The organism is Luteimonas rhizosphaericola (assembly GCF_029888045.1).
GTDB lineage: Bacteria > Pseudomonadota > Gammaproteobacteria > Xanthomonadales > Xanthomonadaceae > Luteimonas > Luteimonas rhizosphaericola.
The window spans coordinates 1-26812 of sequence record NZ_JARXRN010000024.1 but is presented as its reverse complement, the minus strand read 5'-3'; the positions used below and the strand labels follow the sequence as shown (position 1 = coordinate 26812).

Below are 26812 nucleotides of genomic sequence, written 5' to 3'. Positions count from 1 at the left end.
TGCTCCTCTCATCATGTCTTCCAGTTTCCGCCGGCGACAGCGCGCCCGGGCCCTGCCGGGAACGGAATGCCCGGCGGCCCGACGCCGCGACCGGCACCGAGTCTCATCCGACCATCAGGTCCAGCAGCAGCACGCCCGCCAGTCCGACGATCGAGATGGTGGTTTCCATCACCGTCCACGAGGCGAAGGTCTGCTTCATGGACAGGTTGAAGAACTCCTTGAACATCCAGAACGCCGAATCGTTGACGTGCGAACCGAACACGCTGCCGGCGCCCACCGCCAGCACCATCAGTTCCGGCGAGGCGCCGGTGGTGGCGATCAGCGGGCCGACGATGCCGGCGGCGGTAATCACCGCGACCGTGGCCGAACCGATCATCACCCGCAGGATCGCCGTGGCCAGCCAGGCGAAGATCAGCGGCGGCATGCGCCAGCTCTCGCTCAGCGAGGCGATCCGCGCGCCGACCCCGCTGTCCACCAGCACCTGCTTGAACACGCCGCCGGCGGTGATGATCAGCAGGATCACCGCGATGCCGGCGATCGCGGCGTTGAGCCATTTCGTCTGCGTCTCCAGGCCCACGCCGCGGCGATGGCCGAGCCACCAGAACGCGACCAGCGTCGCCAGCAGCAGCGCGACGGTGGGATTGCCGAGGAACAGCAGCGCGGTGCGCAGCACGCCCTCGGGCAGCAGCGCATCGGCCAGCACCGAGACGCTGATCAGGATCACCGGCGACAGCGCGATCAGGAACGAGCTGGTCGCGCCCGGCAGCGTCTTGTGCTCGGTGCTGGACATGAACAGGTCCAGCATCGGCGGGTTGATCACCTGCATCCGCTTGCCCAGCACCGGGCCGGCGATGATCACCGCCGGGATCGCCATCGCGATACCGTAGACCAGGGTCAGGCCCATGTCGGCGCCGAACGCGTTCACCAGCACCACCGGCCCCGGGTGTGGCGGCAGGAAGCAGTGGGTGGTGCTGAGCGAGGCGACCGTCGGGATGGCGAGGTACAGGATCGGCAGCCCGGTCCTGCGCGCCAGCGAGAAGATCAGCGGCACCAGGATGATGAAACCGGCGTTGAAGTACAGCGGGATGCCGACCAGGAAGCCGGTGAGCAGCAGCGCCCACTGGATGTTCTTCTCGCCGAAACGCGCGATCAGGGTGGTGGCGATCTTCTCCGCCGCGCCGCTTTCCTCCAGCACCTTGCCCAGGATCGCGCCCAGCACGATCACCAGCGCCAGCCCGGCCAGGGTGCTGCCCACGCCGTTGTCGATGGTCTTCAGCAGGTCCAGCGGCGACATGCCGAGCAGCAGCCCCATCGGGATCGCCACGATCAGCAGCGAGAGGAAGGGGCTGAGCTTGCGTGCGGTCAGGAAGATCTGCAGCGCGATCGCCGCGGCGATGATCAGGAACATGGTCATGCGGTGCGCCCTCCCCGGCGACTGGTGTCAGGCATTGCCGGGCCAACGGGACGGTGCGCCATGCGCAGCGCCTCGCGGCCGGCGCGCAGGGTGTCCAGGATCGCGTCCACGTCGTACACGCAGCCGCCCCAGGTGCCGCCGCTGGCATCCTGCAGCGCGGCCCACAGCCGGGTATCGGCGGGCAGGCGCGGATGCGCGGCGATGGCCGGATGCGTTTCGCGTGCGGCGAGCACGGCCGCAGCGGCAGCCGAATCCAGTGGCGCGTCCGGATCTTCGCCGATGAAGTCCAACCGGCCCTCCAGCCGCACGCGGTCGATCTCGATCCGCACCACGTCGCCGTCGCGCAGCCGGCCAAGCGGCCCGCCGGCCAGCGCTTCCGGCCCGATGTGGCCGATGCAGGCGCCGGTCGAGACGCCCGAGAAACGCGCGTCGGTGATCACCGCCACGTGCTTGCCCCAGGGCAGGTGCTTGAGCGCGGAGGTGAGCTGGTAGGTTTCCTCCATGCCGGTGCCCGCCGGGCCGCAGCCCGCGAGCACGACGATGTCGCCGGCGCGGACCGCATCCTTGCCCCTGGACTTGATCGCGCGGATCGCGTCGCGCTCGCTGGCGAACACGCGCGCGGGGCCGGTGTGGCGATACACGCCGTCGTCGTCGACCACCGACGGATCGATCGCGGTGGCCTTGATCACCGAGCCGTCCGGCGCGATGTTGCCGCGCGGGAACACGAGCGCGCTGGACATGCCCGCCGCGCGCGCGGCATCCGGGCCCATGATCACGTGCGCGGGATCGACGCCGTCGAGTTCGCGCAGGCGCTCGCGCGCGATCCGGCGCGCGTCGCTGCGCTCCCACCAGTCGAGGTTCTCGCCCAGCGTTCGACCGGTCACGGTGAGCACGTCGAGGTGCAGCAGGCCCATCGCGCGCAGGTGCAGCATCGTTTCCGGCACGCCGCCGGCCATGAACACCTGAACCGTGGGGTGGTGACGCGGGCCGTTGGGCAGCGCGTCGACCAGCCGCGGCGTGGCGCGGTTGGCGCGGATCCAGTCGTCGACCGTGGGGCGCTCGACGCCGGCCGCGTGCGCGATCGCAGGCACGTGCAGCAGCAGGTTGGTGGAACCGCCGAACGCGGCATGCACCATCACGGCGTTCTCGACCGCCTGCCGGGTGAGGATCGCCGACAGCGGCGTGCCCTGCTGCGCCAGCTGCACCAGCGCCAGCGCCGAGCGCCGCGCGATGTCCAGCCAGACCGGTTCGCCGGACGGCGCCAGCGCGCTGTGCGGCAGCGCGATGCCGAGCGCTTCGGCGATCACCTGCGAGGTCGCCGCGGTGCCGAGGAACTGGCAGCCCCCGCCGGGCGAACCGCAGGCGCGGCAGCCCATCGCGGCGGCGTGTTCGAGGTCGATCAGCCCGTGCGAGAAGCGCGCGCCGATCGTCTGCACCACGGCGGTGTCCTCGGCCCCGCGCGCAGGCAACGTGACGCCGCCAGGCACGATCACGCCGGGCAGGTCGGCGCAGCCGGCCAGCGCCAGCATCGTCGCCGGCAGCCCCTTGTCGCAGGTGGCCACGCCCAGCACGCCGCGGCGCGTGGGCAGCGAGCGGATCAGCCGCCGCATCACCACCGCCGCGTCGTTGCGGTACGGTAGGCTGTCGAACATGCCGGTGGTGCCCTGGGTCCGCCCGTCGCAGGGATCGGAACACATCACCGAGAACGGCAGCCCCTCGTGCGCGGCGAAGGTTTCGGCGGCGGCGCGCACCATGCGGTCGATTTCCCAGTGTCCGGTGTGCAGGCCGAGCGCGACCGGTTGTCCGTTCTCCGCGCGCAGGCCGCCCTGGGTGCTGACGATCAGGTACGGATCGCGCGCGACTTCCGAGGCGCGCCAGCCCATGCCCGCGTTCTGGGTCATGCCGAACAGGTGGCCGCTGGGCGAATCGCGCAGGGTGTCGGCGTCGATCGGCAGGCTGCCGGCCGGGCCTTCGCCGCTGGTGCGCGACCGCGCGATCGGTGCGCCGTCGCCGAGCAGGGTGTCGAGATCGAACGCGGGAGACGTCATGGCGCGCTCCTCGGCGCATCGTGCGACGCATCGACGCCGGCGATGGAACGCGAACGCAGGCAACGCTGCGTCCCACCGTCCCGGCCCTTCCCCGCAAGCGGGAGCGGGAGACACGCGGCGCGCATTCCGCAAAGCATTCCGCCTGCGCCGGGCGCGCTACACGTCACGCGTGGTCCACTCGCCGTCCACCAAGCGCGGCAGCGTGCCGGTCGGATTGCGGTCCTGCAGCGCCGGCGGCAGGCGGTGCGGGCGCACGTTGTCGTAGCTGTGCAGTGCCGAGAAGCGGATCAGCGACGCGGGAATGCCGACCGCGGTGAAGCCTGGGTGTCCCGTCGCCGGGAACGGGCCGCCGTGGTTCATTGCCGCGCTCACCGCGACGCCGGTGGGCATCTTGTCGTTGAGCAGCCGCCCCACGCGCGTACGCAGGATCGGCGCGAGCGCGTCGTAGGTGGCATCGTCGCTGCCGCCGGTATCGCTGTAGATGGTGCCGGTGAGGTTGCCTTCCATCGCGCGGGCGACGTCCAGCACCTGCGCCGCCGACTCCGCCACCACCACCAGGTTGACGTGGCCGAAGGCCTCGGACTGCAGCGCGTGCGGATCGGCGAGGAAGCGCTCGCCTGACGCGCGCAGCACCGTGGGCTGGAACGCGTAGCCCGGCGCGTCGTCGGCGACCGCGCCGCCCGCGAGCACCTCGGCGCCGGCCGCGCGCAGCGCGTCGACCGTCTTGCCGATGTCGCGCGGCGCGTGCGGCGTGAGCAGCACGCCCGGCTTCGCCTCCGCGGTGAGGCGCTGCAGCTGCTGCACGAACCGTTCGGCGTCCTCGCCCGCCTGCAGCACGGTCACGCCCGGCTTGGTGCAGAACTGGCCCGCGCCCATCGCGCAGGAGCCGTGCAGCTCGGTGGCGATCGCCTCGCCGCGCTCGCGCAGCGCACCGGGCAGCACGAACACCGGGTTGACGCTCGACATCTCCAGGTACGCCGGCTTGCCCACGGCATCGGCCGCGGCCTTGAGCGCCATGCCGCCGGGACGGCTGCCGGTGAACGCCACCGCGCCCACGCGCGGATCGGCGACCAGGCGCAGGCCGAGCTCATTGCCGGTGGCGAAGACCATCTGCACCGCGCCCGACGGCAGGCCCGCGGCCTGCGCGGCGTCCACCGCGGCTTCGGCCAGCAGCACCGAGGTGCGCGGATGCGCGGGATGCGCCTTGGCGATCACCGGATTGCCGGCCGCGATCGCGGCGGCGAAATCGCCGCCGGCGATGCCGTTGAACGCGTACGGGAAGTTGTTAGGCCCGAACACGACGACAGGGCCGCCGAGCGGCGCGTGGATCGAACGCAGGCCGGCGGCGGTGTCGATGGTGGCGCGGCGCCAGCCGCCGTCGCGCGCCGCGCGTGCGGCCTGGCGCAGCTGGCCGGTGGTGCGCGGCAGCTCGACATTGCGCAGGCGCGGCTCGGCCGGCAGCCCGGTCTCGCGGTGCGCGGCCTCCACCAGCACGTCGGCGCGCGCTTCGATCGCGTCGGCATAGCCTTCGAGGAAGCCGGCCAGCGCTTCTCCGGGAAGCTGCGCCATGGCCGCGGCCGCGGCCTGGCCGGCATCGAGCATGGCGTCGAGGTCGGCCCAGCCGGACACCGGATAGGCGACCTCGTCGAGCGTCGCGCGCGTGGAGGGGTCGAAGGCGTGGAAGCGGTCGGTCGGCGCGTCGGCCTGGCGCCAGGTGCCGTCGAGCAGGATCGGTTGCAGCGTGGGGGTGGTCATTGGACGGGGTTCTCCAGGATCAGTCCGTCGATGTCGATGCGCACGACGTCGCCGGAACGCAGGGTGAAATCCTCGCCGGGCACGATGCCGGTGCCGGTGAAGAGGAAGGCGCCACGGGGTTGGCGCAGTTCGCGCAGCAGCCAGCCGGCGAGTTCCTCCAGGCTGCGCTTGATCTGCGAGGTGCGGGTGGTGCCGGCGAAGGCGGGCGTGCCGTCGCGCCGGATCTCCAGCGACACGGCGAGGTCGCGCATCTGCGCCGCATCGCACAGGCGGATGCCCGGGCCGATCGCGCAGCCGCCATCGTAGACCTTGGCCTGCGGCAGGTACAGCGGGTTCTCGCCCTCGATGCTGCGCGAGGACACGTCGTTGCCGGTGCTGTAGCCGACGATCTCGCCCGCCGACGTGAGTACCAGCACCAGTTCGGGCTCGGGCACGTCCCACGCGCTGTCGGCGCGCACGCGGATCGGCGCGCCATGGCCGGCGACGCGCCAGCCGGTGGCCTTGAAGAACAGCTCGGGACGCTCGGCGTCGTACACCTTCTGGTACACGTCGCGGCTCTGCGACTCGGCCTCGCGCGCCATGCGGCTGCTGAGGTAGGTCACGCCGCTGGCCCACACTTCCTGCGCGTCCTCCACCGGCGCCAGCAGCGGCGCGTCGGCGTCGCCTTCGCGCGGCAGGCGCGCGAGCGCGGCGCGCGCGTCGGCAGCCGGCAGGCCGAGCCAGTGCGAGAGGCTGAAATCGGCGGGCAGGTAGCGGCCGTCGAGCGCCCAGCGCGGGCCCCCGTCGGTGGCGTGGCGGGTCAGCAGCGTGGACATGGGCAGGTTTCCGGAGTCGGGCATGGACGTTGCGCCGCGACGGCGCGGCTGGCGGCGTGGCCGCGCGGCGCGCAGGCCGTCGCGGAAGTCGGGCGATGCGCTGCGCGCGTGTCGACATGATGCGTGGGCGCGGGCTGGCGGTTGCCGATGCAACCGCATCGGCGGCCCGCACGCGTGGAGGTTGCGGCTATGATCGCGCTGCGGATCGCGTTGCAGGCTGCAGCGGTTCGCACCGCGCGACGTGGCGCGAACCGGCGCGGAACGCGCACTGCATGCGCAGACTCCCCGCCTCCACTTCCAGACAGGACCCGCCGATGCGACTGCTTCCCACCCTGCTCAGTGCCGCGCTCGCGGCCGCCCTCGCCGCGTGTTCGCCCGCTGCCGAAGACGCCGGCGCCGAGGCCGCGCCCGCCGATGCGGCGACCACCGACACCGCCGAGACGGAGACCGCCCCGATGACCACGTTCGAGACCGTCGGTCAGCTGACCTCGTTCGATCCCGCCTTCGCCGACGTCGTCGACCCGGCCGCGCGCATCGAGAAGCTCACCGGCGACGAATTCAGCTGGTCCGAAGGCCCGACGTGGGTGAAGGCCGGCTACCTGCTGTTCAACGATCCGCCGGAGAACCGCATGTTCCGCTGGTCCGAGGCGGACGGCCTGAGCGTGTTCCTCGATCCGTCGGGCCATGCCGGCGCGCCGATCGAGGGCGTGCGCGAAGCCGGTGCCAACGGCCTGTACACCGAAGCCGCCGGCACGGTCCTGGTGGCCGACTCGGGCAACCGCCTGGTCGCGCGCATGGATCCCGCGGACAAGAGCCGCACCACGCTCGCCGAGCGCTACGACGGCAAGCGCTTCAGCAGCCCGAACGACGTGGTCGCGCGCGGCGACGGCAGCGTGTTCTTCACCGATCCGCCGTACGGGTTCTCCGACGGCGACGAGTCGTCGCTCAAGGAACAGCCGGTCAACGGCATCTACCGCATCGACGCCGACGGCGCCGTGCACCTGGTCGACGATTCGCTGACCCGCCCCAACGGCTTGGCCTTCTCGCCCGACGGCAATACGCTGTACGTGGCCAATTCGGACGAGACGCGACCGATCTGGATGGCCTACACGCTCGACGCCGCCGGCAACGTCACCGGCAGCCGCGTGTTCGCCGATGCCACCGACCTGATGGGCGAAGGCGTGCACGGCCTGCCCGACGGGCTGGCGGTCTCGACCGGTGGTCTGGTGTTCGCCACCGGCCCCGGCGGCGTGCTGGTGATGGACGCCGAGGGCAAGCGCCTGGGCCGGATCGAGACCGGCAGCGCGATCGCCAACTGCGCCTTCGGCGACAACGGCCGCACGCTGTACATGACCTCGCACAAATTCCTCGCGCGCGTACCGCTGAAGGTGGAGGGCCTCGGCTTTCAGGACTGAGCCTCCGACGCGGCGGTGAGCGCTGACGCCACCGCCGCGCGGTCGCCCCCGCCGAGCGCGGCGTAGGCGCGCGTCAGCGCGGCGACGAAGCGCGGATCGGACGACAGCGGCGCGAACACCGCGTCCAGCTTGAGAAAGGGGGCGATGTCGCGATCGGCATCGCCGGTCGCGTCGCGGCCCAGTGCCGTGAGCGCGTCCGCCATCGGATCGACGATGGCCTCGCCAGCGCGGGCCTGGCGCACCACGAAACGCAGCCAGCCGGCCACCACCAGGCACAGGCGATCGATGCCGCGGCCGGCGGCCAGCGCATCGGCGATCGTGCCGAGCAGGCGCACGGGCACTTTCTGCGAGCCGTCCCAGGCGATCTGCGCGAGCCGGTGCGCGATCGCGGGATTGCGGAAGCGTTCGAGGATCGCGGCGATGTACGCGTCCGCGTCGAGTGCGTCGGGCAGTGCGAGCGTCGGCACGATGTCGTCGCGCATCAGCCGTTCGACGAAGCCGGCGAGCGCCGCGTCGCGCATCGCGTCGGCGACGGTCTCGAGCCCCATCAGGCTGCCGAGGTAGGCCAGCGCGGAGTGCGGAGCGTTGAGCAGGCGCAGCTTGGCGCGGTCGAAGTCGGCGATGTCGCCGCTCATCACCACGCCGGCGCGCTCGAACGCGGGCCGCCCGGCGCGGAAGTCGTCCTCCACCACCCACTGCGCGTAGGGCTCGCGCTGCACCGGCCAGGCGTCCTCGACGCCCAGCGCGTCGGCCATTCGCGCGCGCAGCGCGTCGTCGCTGGCCGGGGTGATGCTGTCGACCATCGAGCGCGGGAACGAGGCCTCCGCCCCGATCCAGCCGGCCAGCGTGGGATCGAGCCGGCGCGCGAAATCGAGCACGGCGCGGCGCAGGCGCAGCCCGTTGTCGGCGAGGTTGTCGCAGCTGAGCATGGTGTAGGGCGCGACGCCGGCCGCATGGCGCGCGCGCAGGCCGGCCACCAGCCAGCCGATCGCGCTGACCGGTGCATCGGGCGCGGCGAGATCGTGGGCGATGTCGGGATGCGCGGCATCGACGCCGTCGGCCGACAGGCAGTAGCCCTTCTCGGTGATCGTGAGCGTCACCAGGCGCACCGCCGGGTCCGCGAGCCGCGCCATCACGGCCTCACGCTGCTGCGGCGCGCACAGCACCTCGCGGATCGCACCCACCACCCGCAGCCGCGGCGGCTCGTCGAGCAGCGCCAGCGTGTACAGCCCGTCCTGCGGCTGCAGCGCGTCGCGCACCCCGGCGCTGTGCAGCGACACCGCGCAGATCGCCCAATCCGGCTCGCCGGCGAGCAGGTCGTCGACGTACGCCGCCTGGTGGGCGCGGTGGAACGCGCCCGGGCCGAAATGCACGATCCCGACCGTGGTCGCGTCGCGATCGTAGGCCGGTCGCTGGACCTCCGCCGGCAGCGACGCGAGCGTGGCATCGGACAGGCGCACCGGCCCGGTGGCCGCTTGCGCCTGCTGTTGCGTGTCCGCGGCCCGGCTCAACGCGCCTCCACCTCGAACTGGCTGCTGATGCGCAGGTCGCCGCTCGACGCACCGGCTTCCGCGGCGTAGCGCCCGGGATCGACGGCGTAGGCGCCGGCATCCTCGTCGTAGTGCCGCAGGTCGCGCGACGGCGTGAACGTGAAGCGGACCTCGCGCGACTCGCCCGGCGCCAGGTGCACGCGCTCGAAGCCGCGCAGTTCGCGCACGGCGCGAGCGCGCGCAGGCGCGAGCGGCCGCAGGTACAGCTGCACCACCTCGTCGCTGGCGCGCTGGCCGCTGTTGCGCACGGTGACGGTCGCGGTGACCGTCTCGTTCACGCCCACGCGGTCGCGATCCAGCGCCAGGCCGGAGTAGTCGAACGTCGTGTACGACAGGCCGTGGCCGAACGGATACAGCGGCTCGCCTTCGAAGTAGCGATAGGTGCGGCCGGACATGTCGTAGTCGTCGAACGCGGGCAGCCGCTCATCGACGCTGTAGAAGGTCACCGGCAGCCGCCCGGCGGGGCTGACGTCGCCGAACAGCACGTCCGCCACCGCGTTGCCGCCGCGCTGGCCGGGATACCAGGCCACCAGGATCGCCGGCAGGTTCTCCTTGGCCCAGTCGATGCCCAGCGCCGAACCGGTGGTCAGCACCACGACCACGGGCTTGCCGGTGGCGTGCAGGGCTTCGAGCAGCGCCTGCTGGGTGGCGGGCAGGCGGATGTCGGTGCGGTCGCCGCCGGCGAAGCCGGGGAAGTTGACCGTCATCTCCTCGCCTTCCACGTCGCCGGTCAGGCCGCCGACGAACACCACCGCATCGGCACTGCGCGCCGCCTCGACCGCTTCGTCGAAGGTCGGCTTCGCGCCGGGCAGGTCCCAGGCCAGGCGCACGCTGGCGTCGCGTTCGGCCTCGTAATACTCGAGCCGGATGTCGTAGGCGCGGCCACCCTCGAGGTCGAGCTCGACGCTGTCGGCGCGCAGGCGCTCGGCGTCCTCCCAGTGGTCGAGCACGCGCTCGCCGTCCAGGTACAGGCGGAAGCCGTCGTTGGCGCCGGCCTCGATCCGGTAGCGGCCGCTCACCGGCGGCAGCAGCTGGCCGCTCCAGCGGATGCTGAAGTTCTCGTTCGGCACCGCGTTGTCCGGGCCGGCTTCGCCGCGCGCCATCAGGTTGTCGGTCGGCGAGCCGCGGTCCCAGCGGAAGCCGATCTGCGCATCCACGCGCACCAGCACCGGCTCGCCGGACAGGTCCTTGCTGGTGAAGTACTCGCCGCGCAGGCCGCGCTCGGTGGCGCCCGCCTCGGGCCGCAGGTACTGCGGTTCGATCAGCGGCGTGGCGGCCGGATCCTCGCGCCCTTCCACCAGGTCGGCGCCGCGTGCGTACACGACTTCGGTGTTGGGCAGGGCTTCGCGGATGCCGCGCAGGATCGTCACCGGGTCGGCCGGCGTGCCGTAGTAGTTGCCGAGCAGGGCCATGGTGTCGTCGGCCGTGGGCCCCACCACCGCCAGGCGCCTGATGTCCTTCGACAGCGGCAGCACGCCGTCGTTCTTCAGCAGCACGATCGATTCCTGCGCCACCTCGCGCGCGAGCGCGTCGTGCGCAGGCGCCTGGTTCACCGAGATCGGCGTCTGCGCCCACGGCACCTGCGCCGGCGGGTCGAACATGCCCAGCGCCATGCGCGTGGTCATCAGCCGGGTGAGCGCATCGTCCAGCTCGGCCTCGCTGATCAACCCCTTGCGCACCGCCACCGGCAGGTGCTTCGCATAGGTCTCGCCGCAGTTGAGCTCGGTGCCGTTCTTCACCGCCAGCGCGGCGGCCTCCTCGGGCGTGGCGACGATCTTGTGGTTCTTCCAGATGTCCACGATCGCCCAGCAGTCGGACATCACGTAGCCCTTGAAGCCCCACTGGTCGCGCAGGATGTCGCGCAGCAGCAGCTTGCTGCCGCTGGCCGACTCGCCGTAGACGCGGTTGTAGGCGCCCATCACCGCCTGCACCCGGCCCTCGGTCACCAGCGCCTCGAACGCGGGCAGGTAGGTTTCCCACAGGTCGCGGCGCGAGGGATGCACGTCGAAGGTGTGGCGATCGGCCTCGGGACCGCTGTGCACGGCGAAGTGCTTGGCGGTGGCGTCGAGCTTGCGGTATTTGCCGCCCTGCGATTCCGGCAGCGGGCTGCCGTCGGGCGCGACACCCTGCAGGCCGCGCACGAACGAGATGCCCATGCGCGAGGTGAGGAACGGATCCTCGCCGTAGGTTTCCTGGCCGCGGCCCCAGCGCGGGTCGCGGAAGATGTTGATGTTTGGCGACCAGAACGTGAGTCCCTGGTAACGCCCGTGCTGGCCGTTGCGCAGGAACTCGTGGTGCTTGGCGCGGGCCTCGTCGCTGATGGTCTTCGAGATCCGGTCCATCAGCGGGACGTCGAAGGTCGCGGCCATGCCGATCGCCTGCGGGAACACCGTCGCCCCGCCCGCGCGCGCCACGCCGTGCAGGGCCTCGTTCCACCAGTCGTAGGCCGGCAGGCCGAGCCGCTCGATCGCCGGCGAGTCGTTCTGCATCTGCGCGGCCTTTTCTTCCAGCGTCATCTGCGAGACCAGCGCGGCGGCGCGGGCCTCGAACGGCTGCGAGGTGTCGAGCCAGGGGCGGTCGCCGGCGGCCGCGAACGCGCCCATGGCGGGCAGTGCCGCCAGCAGCGCCAGCGCGCAGGCGTGCACGAGGGTGCGCGAGCGCGTGCGCTGGCGCCGCTGCTGAGCGGCCTCGGCCTGTCGATCGGATGCGTGCATGTCCCCGTCCTCCCGTTGCGTGTCAGAGCGCGCGTTCGTCGCGCGCGTGCGGTCCGATCGTGGCGCCGACAAACCCGCCGGCGACATCCGTGCTCAGGATCGTGCCGTCGGCATCGCGCGTCAGCCACTGCACGCCGGCGCCGTCGCCGGCATCGAACCCGAAGCCGTATCGTCCCTCGTTCCCCTCGATGTGCAGACTGAGCTGTTTCGCGGCGTCCGCGGTACCCCGGGCCACGATCTCGGGATCGCCCTCGCCCGCCTTCTTCTCCAGGAACACTTCGATGGCCTCGCCCTCGCCGCGCCGCACGCCGAGGAAGTACCAGTGGGTATCGCCCTGGAACGCGGCCAAGCCGGCGGCGACGCCGGCGGCGGGCACCTCCATCGCGGTGCTCGCCTCGAATACCTGGTGCTGCTGCCGGCGCGCGTAGAACGACGGATTGACCTTGGTGTCCAGGCGCTCGCGCAGCGGCTGGATCGCCAGCCAGCCCGGGCGCGACGTGCCGTCGTACCACGTGGTCTTCGGCACCCGCGGGGTCATCCAGCCCTTGCCCAGTTCCACCGTGTCGAACTCGTCGCGCCAGGTGAAGTTGCCGGTCATCGGCGCCTGCTCGGCGGGCGACTTCATGAAGGACGGCCCTGGCAGCACGTAGGGAATCCCTTCGCCGCGCGGCAGGATCACCGGCCAGCCGTTCGTCCACGTCACCGGCAGCAGGAAGGCTTCGCGCCCGGTGTTGTAGTGGTCCACGCCGTAGTTGCGGCTGGCCAGGAACGTCGCCCACCAGCTGCCGTCCGGGCCCTGCACCAGGTCGGCATGGCCGGCGTTGGTGACCGGCAGCGGCCGGTTCGGGTCGAGATCGCGCTGGGTGAGGATCGGGTTGGCCGCGTAGGGTTCGTACGGCCCCCAGACGTCGCGGCTGCGCAGGATCACCTGCGAGTGCTGCGGCCCGGTGCCGCCCTCGGCGTTGTTGAGGTAATACCAGCCGTCGACCTTGTAGATGTGCGGGCCTTCGATCCAGATCGGGTTGTCCTCGGGCTTCACGCCGCCGTCGATCAGCACCTTGCGCGGGCCGAACGGCTTGCCGTTGGCGATGTCGATCTCCTGCAGCCAGATCGCCCGATGCCCGTCGTAGCGGACCGGCACCTCGGGTTCGTCGTTGTTGAGGATGTAGACCTTGCCGTCGTCGTCGAAGAACAGCGACGGATCGATGCCGCCGATGGTCGGCAGCCAGACCGGATCCGACCACGGACCCGCCGGATCCTTGGCGGTGACGATGAAGTTGCCGCCGGCATCGACCGAGGTGTTGACCACGTAGAACGTGCCGTCGTGGAACTCGATCGCCGGCGCGAACACGCCGCGCGACATGCCCAGCCCGTCGAAGTCCAGCTGCCCGGGGCGGTGGATGGCGTTGCCCACCTGGGTCCAGTGCACCAGGTCCTCGCTCTCGAACACCGGGATGCCGGGGAAGAAGGCGAAGGTCGAGGCGACGAGATAGAACTTGCCGTTGGCCGCGGTCACGCTGGGATCGGAGTGGAAGCCCGCCAGCACCGGATTCCGGAAGCTGCCCTCCGGCACAGGCGCCTCGAAGGCGGCGTCGCGGCCGGTGTACTCGAACCAGTCGAAGTACGCCGTCGTGGCGGCCGGCGTCGCGTCGGCGGCTGGGGCCGGCGCCTCGGCTGCAGCTGGTTCGCGCTGGCAACCCGCCAGCAGCAATGCGGCGACGCCGGCGGCCATCAGGCCCATGGAGGCCGCGTGGCGGCGGTGGCGTTTGGTGCGGTCGATCATCTGCATTCCCCTCGGTTGTCTCACCAGTCCCACATCGCGCCGTCTTCCAGCCGCGCGATCGGCAACTGCTTCGGTGCGTACGGATACTTCGCGGCCAGCGCCTCGTCGATGTCCACGCCGATGCCGGGCGTGTCGCCCACGTGCAGCCGTCCGTCGCGCAGCACGTAGTCGTGCGGGAACACCGCATCGGTCTCGTCGGTGTGGAACATGTATTCCTGGATGCCGAAGTTCGGCACCCAGGTGTCGAAATGCAGCGCCGCGCCCATGGTCACCGGCGACAGGTCGGTGGCGCCGTGGAAGCCGGTGCGCACCTGGTGCAGCGCGGCGAAATCCGCCAGCCGGCGCAGGTGGGTGATGCCGCCGCCGTGCACGATCGTGGTGCGGATGTAGTCGATCAGCTGGTGCTCGATCAGGTGCTTGCAGTCCCAGATCGAGTTGAAGACCTCGCCCACCGCCAGCGCGGTGACCGAGTGCTGGCGGATCAGCTCGAAGCTCTTCTGGTTCTCGGCCGGGGTCGCGTCCTCGAGCCAGAACAGGCGGTAGGGTTCGAGCGATTTCGCCAGTCGCGCGGCCTCGATCGGCGTGAGCCGGTGGTGCACGTCGTGCAGCAGCTCGACGTCGTTGCCGTGGTCGGCGCGCAGCTGCTCGAACAGTTTCGGCACCACGTCCAGGTAGCGCGGCGTGTTCCAGGTGGTTTCCAGCGGCAGCTCGCTCTCGGCCGGCTCGTAGCCCTTGGCGTTGGAGATGCCGTAGGCCTTCTTGATGCCCGGGACGCCGCACTGCGCGCGCACGGCCAGGAAGCCCTGCTCGATGAAGCGGCCCACCGCGTCGGAGGCTTCGGCGATGTCGCGGCCGTTGGCGTGGCCGTACACCAGCGCGCCCTCGCGCGAGCGCCCGCCCAGCAGCTGGTACACCGGCAGCCCGGCCATCTTGCCGAGGATGTCCCACAGGGCGACGTCGACCGCGGCGATCGCGCTCATGGTCACCGGCCCGCGGCGCCAGTACGCGCCGCGGTACAGGAACTGCCAGGTGTCCTCGATCCGGCCGGCATCGCGCCCGATCAGGTTCGGCACCACGTGGTCCTGCAGGTACGAGGCGACCGCCAGCTCGCGCCCGTTGAGGGTCGCATCGCCCAGGCCATGGATGCCCGAACGGGTGGTGATCTTGAGGGTGACGAAGTTGCGGCCCGGGCAGGTGACGATGACCTTGGCGTCGACGATCTCGCGATCGTTGCGCGAACCGTGGGGCGTGGAGTCGTGGGAGGCGGCGTTGCTCATCGGGCGGGGTCGTCTTCGATCATGGGGTGACGGGACGTTCGAACGGCCCGGCCGGCAGGCCGGCGCCGTCGAACAGGGTGCAGACCGGGCTGTCGGCCCAGCAGTAGCGCACGCGCGTGGCCGTGGCTGCGCCTGGCGCCTGCAGGGTGACGCGGTCGGAGCGGATGCTGGCCTGCGCGTAGCGGCACGAACCGGGTGCGTCGCCGCACAGCTCGAAGCCGATCGGCCCCTCGGCGCCATAGGCCACCAGGCCGTCGCCGACATCGTCGAACCGCACCACCACCGCGTCGCCGTCGCGCGAGGTCGATGCCGGCACCGGACCGGAGGGCGGGAGCGACTCGCCGTAGACCACGTGCCTGGCCACGCGCGCCAGGCGGCGGCCGAGTTCCTGCTTGTTGGTCGGATGGATGTCGTAGCGGTCGCCGATGTCGATGGTGACGGCCAGGCCCGTATTCCGATCCTCCGCCGCGACCGCGCGCTGCGCCTCCCGCAGCGACGCCCAGTCGCTCTCCGTCGGCGCGGTCGGTGCGGCGCCATAGTTCGCCAGCTGCACCACCAGCAGCGGCAGGTCGTCGCCGAAGCGGCTGCGCCAGTCGCTGCGCAGCGCGCGCAGCAGGCCCGCGTAGCGGTCGTGCTCGAAGGTGTTCGACTCGCCCTGGTACCACAGCGCGCCGCGCAGGCCGTAGCGGCCGATCGGCGCGATCATGCCGTTGTACAGCGTCGACAGGCCGGCCGCGCTCTGCCACGGCGCGCGCGGCGGCGTGCCCAGTTCGGGCGGCACCACGCGGTAGCGCCAGCCGCCATCGAGCGGCACCCGGCTGCCGTCGGCCAGGCGCAGCGCGTGCGCCGATGCCGGGCCGGCCAGGCCGCCGTCGCGGTAGGTGTCGAGCACGTTGACCACGATGGTGTTCGCACCCGCGCGCAGCAGGCCCGCCGGCAGCGCGTACTCGCGGCCCGAGCCGGCGCCGTAGGTGCTGCCCACGCCGCGGCCGTTGACCCAGGTCATGTCGATCTCGTCGGCCGGACCCAGCACGAGCGTCGCGCCCTGCGCAGCCTGCGCGGCATCGAGTTCGACCGTCGTGCGGTACCACACCATGCCGTTGAAGTCGGCCAGTTCAGGCACGCCCCAGCGTTCCCAGGCGCCGAGCTGCTCCGGCGCGGCGCGCCACGCGCCGCTCGCCTCGTCCGCGCCCCAGGGACGGTCGTCAGCCTCGACGCCTTCGCGCGCCGACCACCAGTCCTGCCACAGCGTGCCCCAGTCGCCCACCGCGGCGACGGCGTCGTCGGCATAGCGGCCCAGCACGCCGAGCTCGGCATCGTAGTCGCCCAGCGTGCGCAGCGCCCCGCCGCTGGTCCAGGCCTGGATCCGCGACCCGCCCCACGAGGCATCGATCAGGCCCATCGGCACGTCGACATGCTTCTGCAGTTCGCGCGCGTAGAAATAGCAGGCGGCGGAGAACTCGCGCACGGTGTCCGGGTTCACCGGCTGCCATTCCACCGCCTCGGAGAACTCCGCCCTGGGCACCACGTCGGACACCTGCGGCACGGTGAGCAGGCGGATGCGGTCGTTGCCGGCGCCGGCGATCTCCGCGCGCGCGTCGAGCGCGCGCCAGACCTGCAGTTCCATGTTCGACTGGCCCGAGCACAGCCACACGTCGCCGACCAGCACGTCGGACACGCGCTGCGTGCGGCCGCCGGCAGACACCACCAGCGCATGCGGCCCGCCCGCAGCGAGCGCCGGCAGCTGCGCTTCCCAGCGGCCGTCGTCGCCGGCGCGCGCACGCGCGCGTCGCCCTGCGAACTCGACCCGCACCGTCTCGCCCGCCGGCGCCGTGCCGTACACGCGCACCGGACGGTCGCGCTGGAGCACGACGTGGTCGTCGAACATCGGATGCAGCAGCGACGACGCTTCGTCGGCGGCCCAGGCGGGTGCCGCAAACGAGGCCGACACGAGCGCGACACCGGTCAACACGGCGCGCGCCGCACCGGCGGCACAGCGGTTGCGGCTCACTGGGTGTCCCCCGGCGCGTACGGGAATTCCAGCGACTTGTAGTACTCCAGCGACTGCGCCGGCGGCGCCTCGCCTTCGGGCAGCGGCAGTCCGGAGAAGGTCTGGAAGTAGGCGATGCTGGCATCGCGCCACCACTGCGCCTCCTGCTGCTGGATCGCCAGGAAGCGCTCGACCTGGTGATGGCGTTCGGGATCGACGTACCGGTCCAGCCCGGTCCAGGTCTCGCGCATCCGGGCCACCTCGCCGACGCCGCGCGAATAGCGGTGCACCAGCTCGTCCCACAGGGTGCGTCCCGATGCCACGCGGCTGGTCCACGGCCGGTGGTGGAACCACAGCAGGAACTCTTCAGGCACCCGCGCCGGATCGTTGAACACCTCGGCCACCGGCGGCGCGTACTGCGACACCGCATCGCTGCCCGACGTGGTGCGGTCGAAGCCGATGCCCTCCTTCGTCGCCCGGTGGAAGTACACCGACGTCCAGTCTGCGCGCGGCCCGCCTTCCACCCACGGCGCCGGGCCGTAATGATGGCCGCGGCCCATCAGGTGGTGCAGGCCCAGCGGTGTCATGTAATCCACCGCGGCCTGGTGCGAGGCCATCATCATCTCCACCACCGGCTCGACGAACGCCGGATCGGTGCTGAAGGTCATGCGCGTCCACTCCTGCGCCACGGTGCGTGCGTCGACCGATGGATCCCAGGCCATGCGGCCGAAGACGTACCAGTTGGCCTGATCGAAATGCGAGCCGCTCCAGTTGCGGTCGCTGCCGATGTTGGCCACGCCGGCGATGCCGCTGAGCGCGTGGCCCTCGAGCGAACCGTCGACCACCTTCGCCACCGTCGAGCCGGGCCCCTTCGCATGCGTGTCGGCGCGCAGCACCTCCTCGTACATCGGCCCCAGGTAGACCAGGTGGGTGGCGAAGCCGAGGTACTCCTTGGTGATCTGGAACTCCATCATCAGCGGCGTCTTCGGCATCGCGCCGAACAGCGGATGGAACGGCTCGCGCGGCTGGAAATCGATCGCGCCGTTCTTGACCTGCACCAGCACGTTGTCGCGGAACTCGCCGTCGTGCGGCACGAACTCGGTGTAGGCCTGCTTGTGGCGGTCGTCGGGTTCTTCGTCCGAGTACACGAACGCGCGCCACATCACCACGCCGCCGTGCGGCGCGAGCACCTCGGCCAGCATGTTGGCGCCGTCGGCGTGGCTGCGGCCGAAATCCTGCGGCCCCGGCTGGCCTTCGGAATTGGCCTTGACCAGGAATCCGCCGAAGTCGGGCACTTTCGCGTAGATCTCGTCCGCCTTGGCCTGCCACCAGCGGCGCACGGCCGGATCGAGCGGATCGGCGGTGTCGAGGCCGCCGATCTCCATCGGCGCGCTGAAGCGCGCGCTGACGTACACGCGGATGCCGTACGGACGCATCACGCCGGCCAGCGCGGCGACCTTGTCGAGGTAGGGCGCGGTCAGGATCTGCGCGTTGGCGTTGACGTTGTTGAGCACCGTGCCGTTGATGCCGATCGAGGCGTTGGCGCGGGCGTAGTCGGTGTAGCGCGGGTCGAGCCAGCCGGGCAGCCGGTGCCAGTCCCAGATCGACTGGCCGGAGTAGCCGCGTTCCACGTGGCGGTTGAGGTCGTCCCAGTGGTTGAGCACGCGCAACCCGACCTTCGGCACTTCGCGCAGGTCGAGCGCCTCCAGCGGCTGCCCCGACTGCATCAGCCGCAGCAGGTGGAACGCGCCGTAAAGCGCACCGGTGTCACTGTTGGCGGCGACCACCGTGGCGGCGCGTCCGTCCACGCGCACGCTGCGGATCAGGTAGCCCTCCTCGCCCAGATCGTCCAGGTCGAGGCCGAGCCGGTCGATCGAAGGCAGCGATGCAGGGGTGCCGACCAGCAGCGCGCCCGCCGCGGTGGGCGCATCGGCCAGCATGGGCGCCCTGCCCAGCAGTCCCCGCAGTCCGCGCGACAGCTCGTCCCGGGTCGCCCGCTGGGTGTCGCTGGCCGCGGGCGCCACCACCTGGGCGACCTGCGCGCGATAGGCCTGCGCCGCGGCATCCGCCGCCGGGCGGTAGCGCAGCCACAGTTCGTACCCGTCCTCGGCATGGGCCAGCGGCAGCACCGCCAGGGTCAGCACGACGCCGGCGAGGCGGCGCAGCCAGCGGCCAGGCCGCCCCTGCGAAGCCGGGGCCGGATGCTGCCCGGCGTTGACCGTTGTGTGTACCATTCAATCAGCCCTCATGTCTGGTCGTGTCGCGATGGACGCCGCGTCCGTCGAAGCGCACCGCGCCGCGCATGCCGGCCCGAACCACAGACGGCCGCGGCGCGGCAGGGGGAAACACCGTTGCAGAAGCCGAGGAAAGCCGCCCGCCGCAAGGGAATGGCGGTGACGCTCGACGAGGTCGCGGCGCTGGCCAAGGTCTCGCCGATGACGGTCTCGCGCGTGGTCAACGACCAGGGCAAGGTGCGCGACACCACCCGCGAGCGGGTCATGCGCGCGGTGCGCGAACTCGGCTACACCCCCAACCTGGCCGCCAGCGCGCTGGCCACCGCGCACGAGCCGCGCGTCGCGCTGATCTACACCAACCCCAGCAGCGCCTACCTGCGCGAACTGCTGGTCGGCGCGCTGCGCGGCGCCAGCCGCATCGCCGCGCAACTGGTGATCGATTCCTGGGACAACCTCGGCGCCAACGCGCAGCGCCAGGCCGCGCGCACGCTGGCCAACCGCATCACCGGCGTGATCCTGCCGCCGCCGCTGTGCGAATCCAAGGGCGTGATCGCCGAGTTCGTCGATGCCGGCGTGCCGGTGGTGGCGATCGCCTCGGCGCATCCCAACCAGTACATCTCGCGGGTGCGCATCGACGATTTCCAGGCCGGCAAGGAAGTCACCCAGCACCTGATCGCCGCCGGGCACCGGCGCATCGGCCACATCAAGGGCCACCCCAACCAGACCGCCAGCGTGCGCCGGCTGGAGGGCTTCCAGGTGGCGCTGTCCGAAGCCGGGATCCCGTTCGACGAGACCCTGGTCGAGGCCGGCTTCTTCACCTACCGCTCGGGGCTGGAGGCGGCCGAGAAACTGCTCGCCCACCCCAACCCGCCGACGGCCATCTTCGCCAGCAACGACGACATGGCCGCGGCCGTGGTCTCGGTGGCGCACCGGCGCCACCTCGACGTGCCGCGCGACCTGTCGGTCGTCGGCTTCGACGACACCTACGCCGCCACCACGGTCTGGCCGGAACTCACCACCATCCGCCAGCCGGTGGCGATGATGGGCGATTCGGCCATCGACATCCTGGTGCGCGGCATCCGCCGCAAGGACGGCCCGCGCACGCTGGTGGACCACGTCATCGCCCACCAGCTGGTGCAGCGCGACTCGGTTGCGGCGCCGGCGCGCTGACCGCGCCGGGCACCCCGGGAAATCACGCGGCCGGTCGGCGCGGAGGGACGGTGGTGCTCCCATGGCGACCGGCGCGCGCACCGCCACTCAGCGCAGCAGGTACTGGTTGAGCAGGTTCTCGTAGCGCTCCTGCTTGCCGCTGGTCTGCTGCGGCTCGCCACCCTTGGCGGCCAGCGACGCGAGTTCGGCCAGGCCCAGCCGGCCTTCGGCGAACGCCTTGCCGTCGCCGCCGTCGAAGCTGGCGTAGCGCTGCTTGCGCCACTGCTCCCACGGCGAGTCGTTCAGCAGCGCGTGCGCCACTTCCAGCCCGCGCGCGAACGCATCCATGCCGCCGATGTGTGCGATGAACAGGTCCTCCATGTCGGTCGACTCGCGGCGCGGCTTGGCGTCGAAGTTCAGGCCGCCCACCAGGCCGCCCTGGCGCAGCACCACCAGCATCGCGCCGACGGTGTCGTACAGGTCGGTCGGGAACTGGTCGGTGTCCCAGCCGTTCTGCGCGTTGCCGCGGTTGGCGTCGATGCTGCCGAGCAGGCCGTGGTCGGCCGCGACCTGCAGGTCGTGCTCGAAGGTGTGGCCCGACAGCGTGGCGTGGTTGGCCTCGATATTGAGCATGAAGTCCTTGTCCAGGCCGTGCTCCTTGAGGAAGCCGGCGACCGTGGCCGAGTCGAAATCGTACTGGTGCTTCATCGGCTCCATCGGCTTGGGCTCGATGAAGAACTTGCCCTGGAAGCCGATGCTGCGCGCGTAGTCGCGCGAAGCGGTGAGGAAGCGGGCGAAGTGCGCCAGCTCCCGCTTCATGTCGGTGTTGTGCAGCGAGGCGTAGCCTTCGCGGCCGCCCCAGAACACGTAGTGTTCGCCGCCGAGTTCCACCACCGCGTCGAGCACGGCCTTGACCTGCACCGCCGCGCGCGCGACCACCGCGAAATCCGGGTTGGTCGACGCGCCGTTCATGTAGCGCGGGTGCGAGAACAGGTTCGCCGTGCCCCACAGCAGCTTCATGCCGGTGGCCTGCTGGCGCTCCTTGGCGAGCGCCACCATGTGCTTGAGGTTCTTCTCGTAGGTGCCGATGTCCTCGGCGTCGGGCGCCAGGTCGACGTCGTGGAAGCAGTAGTACGGCACGTCGAGCTTGGTGAAGAACTCGAACGCGGCGTCGGCCTTGGCCTCGGCCGCGGCGAGTGCGTCGCCGCCGTCCCAGGGGAAACGGCGCGTGCCCGGACCGAACGGGTCGGCGCCGGCGTTGCAGAAGGTGTGCCAGTAGCAGACCGCGAAGCGCAGGTGCTCGCGCATGGTCTTGCCGCCGATCTTCTTCTCCGCGTCGTAGACCTTGAAGGCCAGCGGATTTTCGGAGGCGGCGCCTTCGTAGGGAATCTTGCCGATGCCGGGGAAGTATTCCTTCGCGCCGATGAATGCCTTGCTCATTGCGGTGTGTCCGTGGAGTCGTGGAGGAAAGGCGCGGTCAATCCGCGTACAGCGGCCGGATCGCGTCGAGGTGGATGAGGAAACGCTGGTACTGGGCGTCGTAGGCGCCGGTGGCTTCGGCGTGCGGATGCGCGGCCAGGCGTGGGTCGAGCTGCACGTGCGCGGCGGCGAGCGCGTTGAGGTCGGCATCGCCGTCGGCGGCCTTCTGCACCGCCCACAGCGCCTGCAGCGCGGCGCCGAACGCCGCGCCTTCGGCCTGTTCGGGCACGTCGACCGGCAGGCCGAACAGGTCCGCGGTCATCTGCCGCCACACCGTGCTCTGGCTGCCGCCGCCGGTGAGGCGGATGGCCTCGAAGCGCAGGCCGGCGTCGACCAGCGCATCGTAGCCGTTACGCAGGCTGTACATCGCGCCTTCCATCGCCGAGCGGTAGAGGTTGGCCGGGGTGAGGTTGGTGGCGGTCATGCCGAACAGGTTGCCGCGCCCGTGCGGCAGGTCGGGCGTGCGCTCGCCGTTGAGGAACGGCAGCATCAGCAGGCCTTCGGCGCCCGGGCGGGTGCCGGCCAGCAGCGCGTCGCCCTCCCTGGTCGAGAAGCCGCACAGGCGGCCGACCGCCTCGGTGGCGACGGTGCAGTTCATGGTGCAGATCAGCGGCAGCCAGCCGCCGGTGGAATCGCAGAACGCCGCCCAGCGCCCGGTGTCATCGACGACCGGCCGGTCGGCATAGGTGAACAGCGTGCCCGAGGTGCCCAGGCTCATGCTCAGCACGCCCGGGACCACGTTGCCGGTGCCGATCGCGGCCATCATGTTGTCGCCGCCGCCGGCCGCCACCTGCACCGCGTGCGGCAGGCCGAGTTCGTCGGCCAGCGCCGGCTTGATCGGCACCAGCGTGCCCGCGTCCACCAGCGGCGGCAGGCAGGCGCCGAGGTCGCGGTCCGGGTCGGTCGCGGCCAGCATCTCCGGCGACCAGCGGCGGTTGCGCACGTCCAGCCAGCCGGTGCCGGAGGCGTCGCCGTGCTCCATCCACAGCTCGCCGGTCAGCCAGTAGTTGATGTAGTCGTGCGGCAGCAGGATCGTGGCCAGCCGCGCGTAGGCCTGCGAACGGTGCTTGCGGGTCCACGGCAGCTTGGACGCGGTGTAGCCGGCCAGGATCGGGTTGCCGGCCAGCTCGATGGCGCGCTGCGCGCCGCCCACCGCATCCATGATCTCGTCGCATTCGTCGCTGGTGCTGGTGTCGTTCCACAGCTTCGCCGGCGCCAGCACGCTGCCGCTGCGGTCGAGCGGGACGAAGCCATGCTGCTGGCCGGACACGCCGATCGCCACAATGCGCGCGCGCACCGACGGCTCGATCCGCGCGAAGCACGCGCGCACTGCCTCCACCCACCAGTCGGCGCGCTGCTCGCGGCTGCCGTCGTCGCCCGAGGCGAGGTCCAGCGGCTGGCCGGCCGATGCGACGATCTGGCGCGCATCGGGATCGTAGGCCACCAGCTTGACGCTCTGGGTGCCCACATCCAGTCCAACGAACAGGCCCATCCACGATCCCCGAATAAAGTTAGCGCTACCAAAAAATGTGTGCGGTGACGGCGACACGTCCGTCCAGCCGCTCCCCGACGCCTGCCGATCCGGCTGATGGCGTGTGCGGAACTCTACACATGCCGCCCCGAAAAGCCTTGCTGCACTGCGCAACCACACCCGTCCGCCCCAGCGACCAGCGTTAGCGTTAACATTTTCTTTCGGTTACAGCGCCCGTTACACCCGGATCGACGCAGATCCCGGTGGCGGATCTGGTCCGTAGTCGGTTCCCGCGGTTCGTAAGCGCTCGCGGGAAGCCAATGCGTCCCGCCATGGCGGCGCCCCGCGCCGGGCGCCACGACGGGTCGGGACGGCGCTTCGCCTAGGACGCCGCCCATCACCCTCCAGCGGGCCAGCGCCGGACCACCCCTTCAGAGCAGGACCACCCGGTAGCGGCCCGCCATCAGCGGTCCGGCCAGGATCCGGTAGCCATCGTTGTCGAACCCCGAGACTCGCGCCACCAGGCGCCTGGCCCGGGCGCGGGTCGCGGCGCTGCCCAGGTACTGCCACCCGTCCACCACGTGGATCTCCGTGAGATCGACCCCCTCCTCGACGATCCCGACCGCCCCCGCATACGGCCACACCGCGAGCGCCAGTGCCTCCAGCGCCGCTTCCAGCCGTGCCTCGTGGTCGGCACGCGGCTCCGCGCCGCAGCAGGCCCCGGCGCAGCGGCCGATGCCGGCGCGGAAGCAGGCCCGTCCTGCCGGCAGCCGCTCGATCCCGACCAGGCCGTAGCACAGCCGGTGCTCGTCGGCGATCGCGCGCAGCGCCTGGAGCGCCGCCACCCGGCTGGAGAACAGTCCGTACAGCCGCGCGGTAGAGGCGAACGGCAGCTCGTGCGAATGCACCACCTCCGGCCGCCCGCACAGCAGGCGGATCGAACACAGCTGGCGCCGGCGCCGCAGCTTCTTGTTGTGCACGGGCTGGCGCAGCTTGATCTGCTGCGCCTCCAGCAGTTGCGCGCCCAGGTCCCCCGCGGTGCGGGTGAACTCGATCCGCCGCGTCTGCCGGAGCAGCCGCGCCTCCTCCGGCGTGCGCAGGTGGTCCAGCACCCGGTGGCGGATGTCGACGCTCTTGCCGATGTACAGCGGCGGGCCCGCGCCCTCGCCGTGGAACACGTAGACGCCCGACGCGCGTGGCAGCCCGGCGATCTGCGGCCGCAGGTGCTCGGGATAGACGTAGTGCGCGGCTTCGGTGCGACGGGCGGGCAACGGAACGTACATGCGGCAGGCCGGGACGGGGAAGGCGCGGCGATGCTGGCGCGCGCGCGTCTCAGTCGGCGAGACCGCCGGCCGGACACTGCGTCGGCGGTAGAATCCACCTCTTTTCCCGTGCCAAGACCGATGACCGAGCCCGTCCGCACCACCTTCCACGGCTTCGAGCAGATCCCGCTGCGCGAATACGCCGAACGCGCCTACCTCGACTATTCGATGTACGTGGTGCTCGACCGCGCCCTGCCCTTCATCGGCGATGGCCTGAAACCCGTGCAGCGCCGGATCATCTACGCGATGAGCGAGCTCGGGCTCAACGCTGCCGCCAAGCCGAAGAAGTCGGCGCGCACCGTGGGCGACGTGATCGGCAAGTTCCACCCCCACGGCGACAGCGCCTGCTACGAGGCGCTGGTGCTGATGGCGCAGCCGTTCTCCTACCGCTATCCGCTGATCGACGGCCAGGGCAACTTCGGCTCCAGCGACGACCCCAAGTCGTTCGCGGCGATGCGCTACACCGAATCGCGCCTGACCCCGATCGCCGAGGTGCTGCTGGGCGAACTGGGCCAGGGCACGGCCGACTGGGTGCCCAACTTCGACGGCACCCTGGAGGAGCCGAGCTGGCTGCCGGCGCGGCTGCCGCACCTGCTGCTCAACGGCACCACCGGGATCGCGGTGGGCATGGCCACCGACGTGCCGCCGCACAACCTGGGCGAGGTGGTCAGCGCCTGCGTGCGCCTGCTCGACGATCCCGACGCCACCGTCGCCGACCTGTGCGAGCACGTGCGCGGCCCGGACTACCCGACCAGCGCCGAGATCATCACCCCCACCGCCGACCTGCGCGCGATGTACGAGACCGGCAACGGCAGCGTGCGCGCACGCGCCACCTTCGCCCGCGAAGGCCAGAACATCATCGTCACCGCCCTGCCCTACCAGGTCTCGCCGTCGAAGGTGATCGAGCAGATCGCCGCGCAGATGCGCGCCAAGAAGCTGCCGTGGCTGGAGGACATCCGCGACGAGTCCGATCACGCCAACCCGGTGCGCATCGCCCTGATCCCGCGCTCGAACCGGGTGGATGCCGAGCAGCTGATGGGCCACCTGTTCGCGACCACCGACCTGGAGCGCAGCTACCGGGTCAACCTCAACGTGATCGGCCTGGACGGCCGCCCGCAGGTGAAGAACCTGCGCATGCTGCTGTCCGAGTGGCTGGCGTTCCGCGTCGATACCGTGACCCGGCGGCTCAACCATCGCCTCGAGAAAGTCGAGCGCCGGCTGCACCTGCTCGAGGGCCTGCTGGTGGCCTTCCTCAACCTCGACGAGGTGATCCGCATCATCCGCACCGAGGACGCGCCGCGTCCGGCGCTGATCGCCCGGTTCGCACTGTCCGAGGAACAGGCCGACTACATCCTCGAGACCCGCCTGCGGCAGCTGGCGCGGCTGGAAGAGATGCGCATCCGCGGCGAACAGGACGAACTGGCCGCCGAACGCGAGCGGCTGATCGCCACCCTCGGCAGCAAGGCGAAGCTGAAGAAGCTGATCAAGGACGAACTGCTGGCCGACGCGAAGAAGCACGGCGATGCGCGCCGTTCGCCGCTGGTGGCCCGCGGGGCCGCGCAGGCGCTCGACGAGACCGACCTGGTGGCGAGCGAGCCGGTGACCATCGTGCTGAGCCAGAAGGGCTGGGTGCGCGCGGCCAAGGGCCACGACGTCGACGCCGCTGCGCTGTCCTATCGCGACGGCGATGCGCTGCTGGCGGCGGTGAAGGGCCGCACCACGCAGCAGGTCGCCTTCCTCGACAGCGCCGGGCGCAGCTATTCGACGCTGGCGCATTCGCTGCCGTCGGCGCGCGGCAACGGCGAGCCGCTGACCGGCCGGTTCTCGCCCGCGGCCGGCGCCGGCTTCGTCGCCTTGGCCAGCGGCGGCAACGACGAGCGCTTCGTCGTGGCCTCCTCGCACGGCTACGGCTTCCTCACCCGGTTCGAGAACCTCACCGGGCGCAACAAGGCGGGCAAGGCGATGCTCTCGCTGTCGGAAGGGGCGAAGGTGCTGCAGCCCGCGCCGGTCGGCGAGGTCGGCAGCGACCGCATCGTCGCGGTGACCAGCGCCGGGCACCTGCTCGCGTTCCCGGTCGCCGACCTGCCTGAACTCGACCGCGGCAAGGGCAACAAGATCATCGAGATCCCGAAGGCCCGGCGCGGCACCGAGCGGGTCGTGGCGGTGGCGGTGGTGCCGCCCGGCGGTACGCTCGTGGTGAAGTCCGGCGCGCGCGCGATGAGCCTGTCGTTCAAGGACCTCGGCGAGTACCTCGGGGCGCGCGCGAGCCGCGGGGGGTTGTTGCCGCGGGGATGGCAGAAAGTGGACGCCCTGCATGTCGAGTGATGCGCGCGGCCGCCGCCTGGCCGGGCGCGCGGCGGCGCGGTTGGGCGCATCGTGCGTCGCCGGCCCGGCGG

General features: G+C 71.4%; 16 protein-coding genes. 3 read left to right on the top strand and 13 right to left on the bottom strand.

The window, feature by feature from the left end:
• Positions 1-103: 103 nt before the first annotated feature.
• The 4 genes from QFW80_RS08975 to QFW80_RS08960 form a co-directional block, all read right to left on the bottom strand.
• Complete coding sequence (locus QFW80_RS08975) at positions 104-1414, bottom strand: GntT/GntP/DsdX family permease (protein ID WP_280601425.1); 1311 nt, start codon at positions 1412-1414, stop codon at positions 104-106.
• Positions 1411-3462, bottom strand: coding sequence for a YjhG/YagF family D-xylonate dehydratase (locus tag QFW80_RS08970; RefSeq protein ID WP_280601424.1), 2052 nt, complete (start codon positions 3460-3462; stop codon positions 1411-1413). The genes QFW80_RS08975 and QFW80_RS08970 overlap by 4 nt, the downstream gene beginning before the upstream one ends.
• Positions 3463-3618: 156 nt before the next feature.
• Positions 3619-5217, bottom strand: coding sequence for an aldehyde dehydrogenase (NADP(+)) (locus QFW80_RS08965; protein WP_280601423.1), 1599 nt, complete (start codon positions 5215-5217; stop codon positions 3619-3621).
• On the bottom strand, positions 5214-6032 hold the full coding sequence (locus QFW80_RS08960) for a fumarylacetoacetate hydrolase family protein (RefSeq protein ID WP_280601421.1): 819 nt from the start codon (positions 6030-6032) through the stop codon (positions 5214-5216). Before QFW80_RS08960 ends, QFW80_RS08965 begins: the two co-directional genes overlap by 4 nt.
• Before the next feature lie 314 nt (positions 6033-6346).
• Between QFW80_RS08960 and QFW80_RS08955 the strand changes: the two genes are divergently transcribed.
• Entirely contained in the window at positions 6347-7447 is a 1101-nt protein-coding gene (locus QFW80_RS08955; RefSeq protein ID WP_331488496.1) for an SMP-30/gluconolactonase/LRE family protein, read from the top strand.
• Here QFW80_RS08955 and QFW80_RS08950 read toward each other — a convergent pair.
• The 6 genes from QFW80_RS08950 to QFW80_RS08925 all read right to left on the bottom strand — a co-directional run bounded on the left by QFW80_RS08950 (position 7438) and on the right by QFW80_RS08925 (position 18995).
• Positions 7438-8958: a mannitol dehydrogenase family protein gene (locus QFW80_RS08950; RefSeq protein ID WP_280601419.1), complete on the bottom strand. Its 1521-nt coding sequence runs from the start codon at positions 8956-8958 to the stop codon at positions 7438-7440. The genes QFW80_RS08955 and QFW80_RS08950 overlap by 10 nt on opposite strands.
• Complete coding sequence (locus QFW80_RS08945) at positions 8955-11600, bottom strand: beta-glucosidase (RefSeq protein WP_280601528.1); 2646 nt, start codon at positions 11598-11600, stop codon at positions 8955-8957. Before QFW80_RS08945 ends, QFW80_RS08950 begins: the two co-directional genes overlap by 4 nt.
• Positions 11601-11733: 133 nt before the next feature.
• A complete protein-coding gene (locus tag QFW80_RS08940; RefSeq protein WP_425603538.1) occupies positions 11734-13452 on the bottom strand; it encodes a glycoside hydrolase family 43 protein in 1719 nt (572 codons plus the stop codon).
• Positions 13453-13514: 62 nt separating this feature from the next.
• Complete coding sequence (gene manD / locus QFW80_RS08935) at positions 13515-14771, bottom strand: D-mannonate dehydratase ManD (protein ID WP_280601416.1); 1257 nt, start codon at positions 14769-14771, stop codon at positions 13515-13517.
• A gap of 19 nt (positions 14772-14790) precedes the next feature.
• The gene (locus QFW80_RS08930; RefSeq protein ID WP_425603531.1) at positions 14791-16722 is read right to left on the bottom strand and encodes a sialate O-acetylesterase; all 1932 of its coding nucleotides are present in this window, start codon (positions 16720-16722) and stop codon (positions 14791-14793) included.
• A 56-nt stretch (positions 16723-16778) separates the two neighbouring features.
• Positions 16779-18995, bottom strand: a complete 2217-nt coding sequence (locus QFW80_RS08925) for an alpha-glucuronidase family glycosyl hydrolase (RefSeq protein ID WP_280601414.1) — start codon at positions 18993-18995, stop codon at positions 16779-16781.
• Positions 18996-19148: 153 nt separating this feature from the next.
• Between QFW80_RS08925 and QFW80_RS08920 the strand changes: the two genes are divergently transcribed.
• Positions 19149-20165 (top strand): LacI family DNA-binding transcriptional regulator, encoded by a 1017-nt coding sequence (locus QFW80_RS08920; protein ID WP_280601413.1) that lies wholly within the window; start codon positions 19149-19151, stop codon positions 20163-20165.
• Positions 20166-20252: 87 nt separating this feature from the next.
• Here the strand turns inward: QFW80_RS08920 and xylA are convergent, their stop codons facing one another.
• From xylA to cho, 3 genes are all read right to left on the bottom strand, one after another.
• Positions 20253-21584 (bottom strand): xylose isomerase, encoded by a 1332-nt coding sequence (xylA, locus tag QFW80_RS08915; RefSeq protein WP_280601412.1) that lies wholly within the window; start codon positions 21582-21584, stop codon positions 20253-20255.
• Positions 21585-21621: 37 nt separating this feature from the next.
• Positions 21622-23115, bottom strand: a complete 1494-nt coding sequence (xylB, locus tag QFW80_RS08910; RefSeq protein ID WP_280601410.1) for a xylulokinase — start codon at positions 23113-23115, stop codon at positions 21622-21624.
• 410 nt (positions 23116-23525) lie between these two features.
• Positions 23526-24377, bottom strand: a complete 852-nt coding sequence (gene cho / locus QFW80_RS08905; RefSeq protein WP_280601408.1) for an excinuclease Cho — start codon at positions 24375-24377, stop codon at positions 23526-23528.
• 120 nt (positions 24378-24497) lie between these two features.
• Between cho and parC the strand changes: the two genes are divergently transcribed.
• A complete protein-coding gene (parC, locus tag QFW80_RS08900) occupies positions 24498-26741 on the top strand; it encodes a DNA topoisomerase IV subunit A (RefSeq protein ID WP_280601407.1) in 2244 nt (747 codons plus the stop codon).
• The last annotated feature ends 71 nt before the right edge of the window (positions 26742-26812 follow it).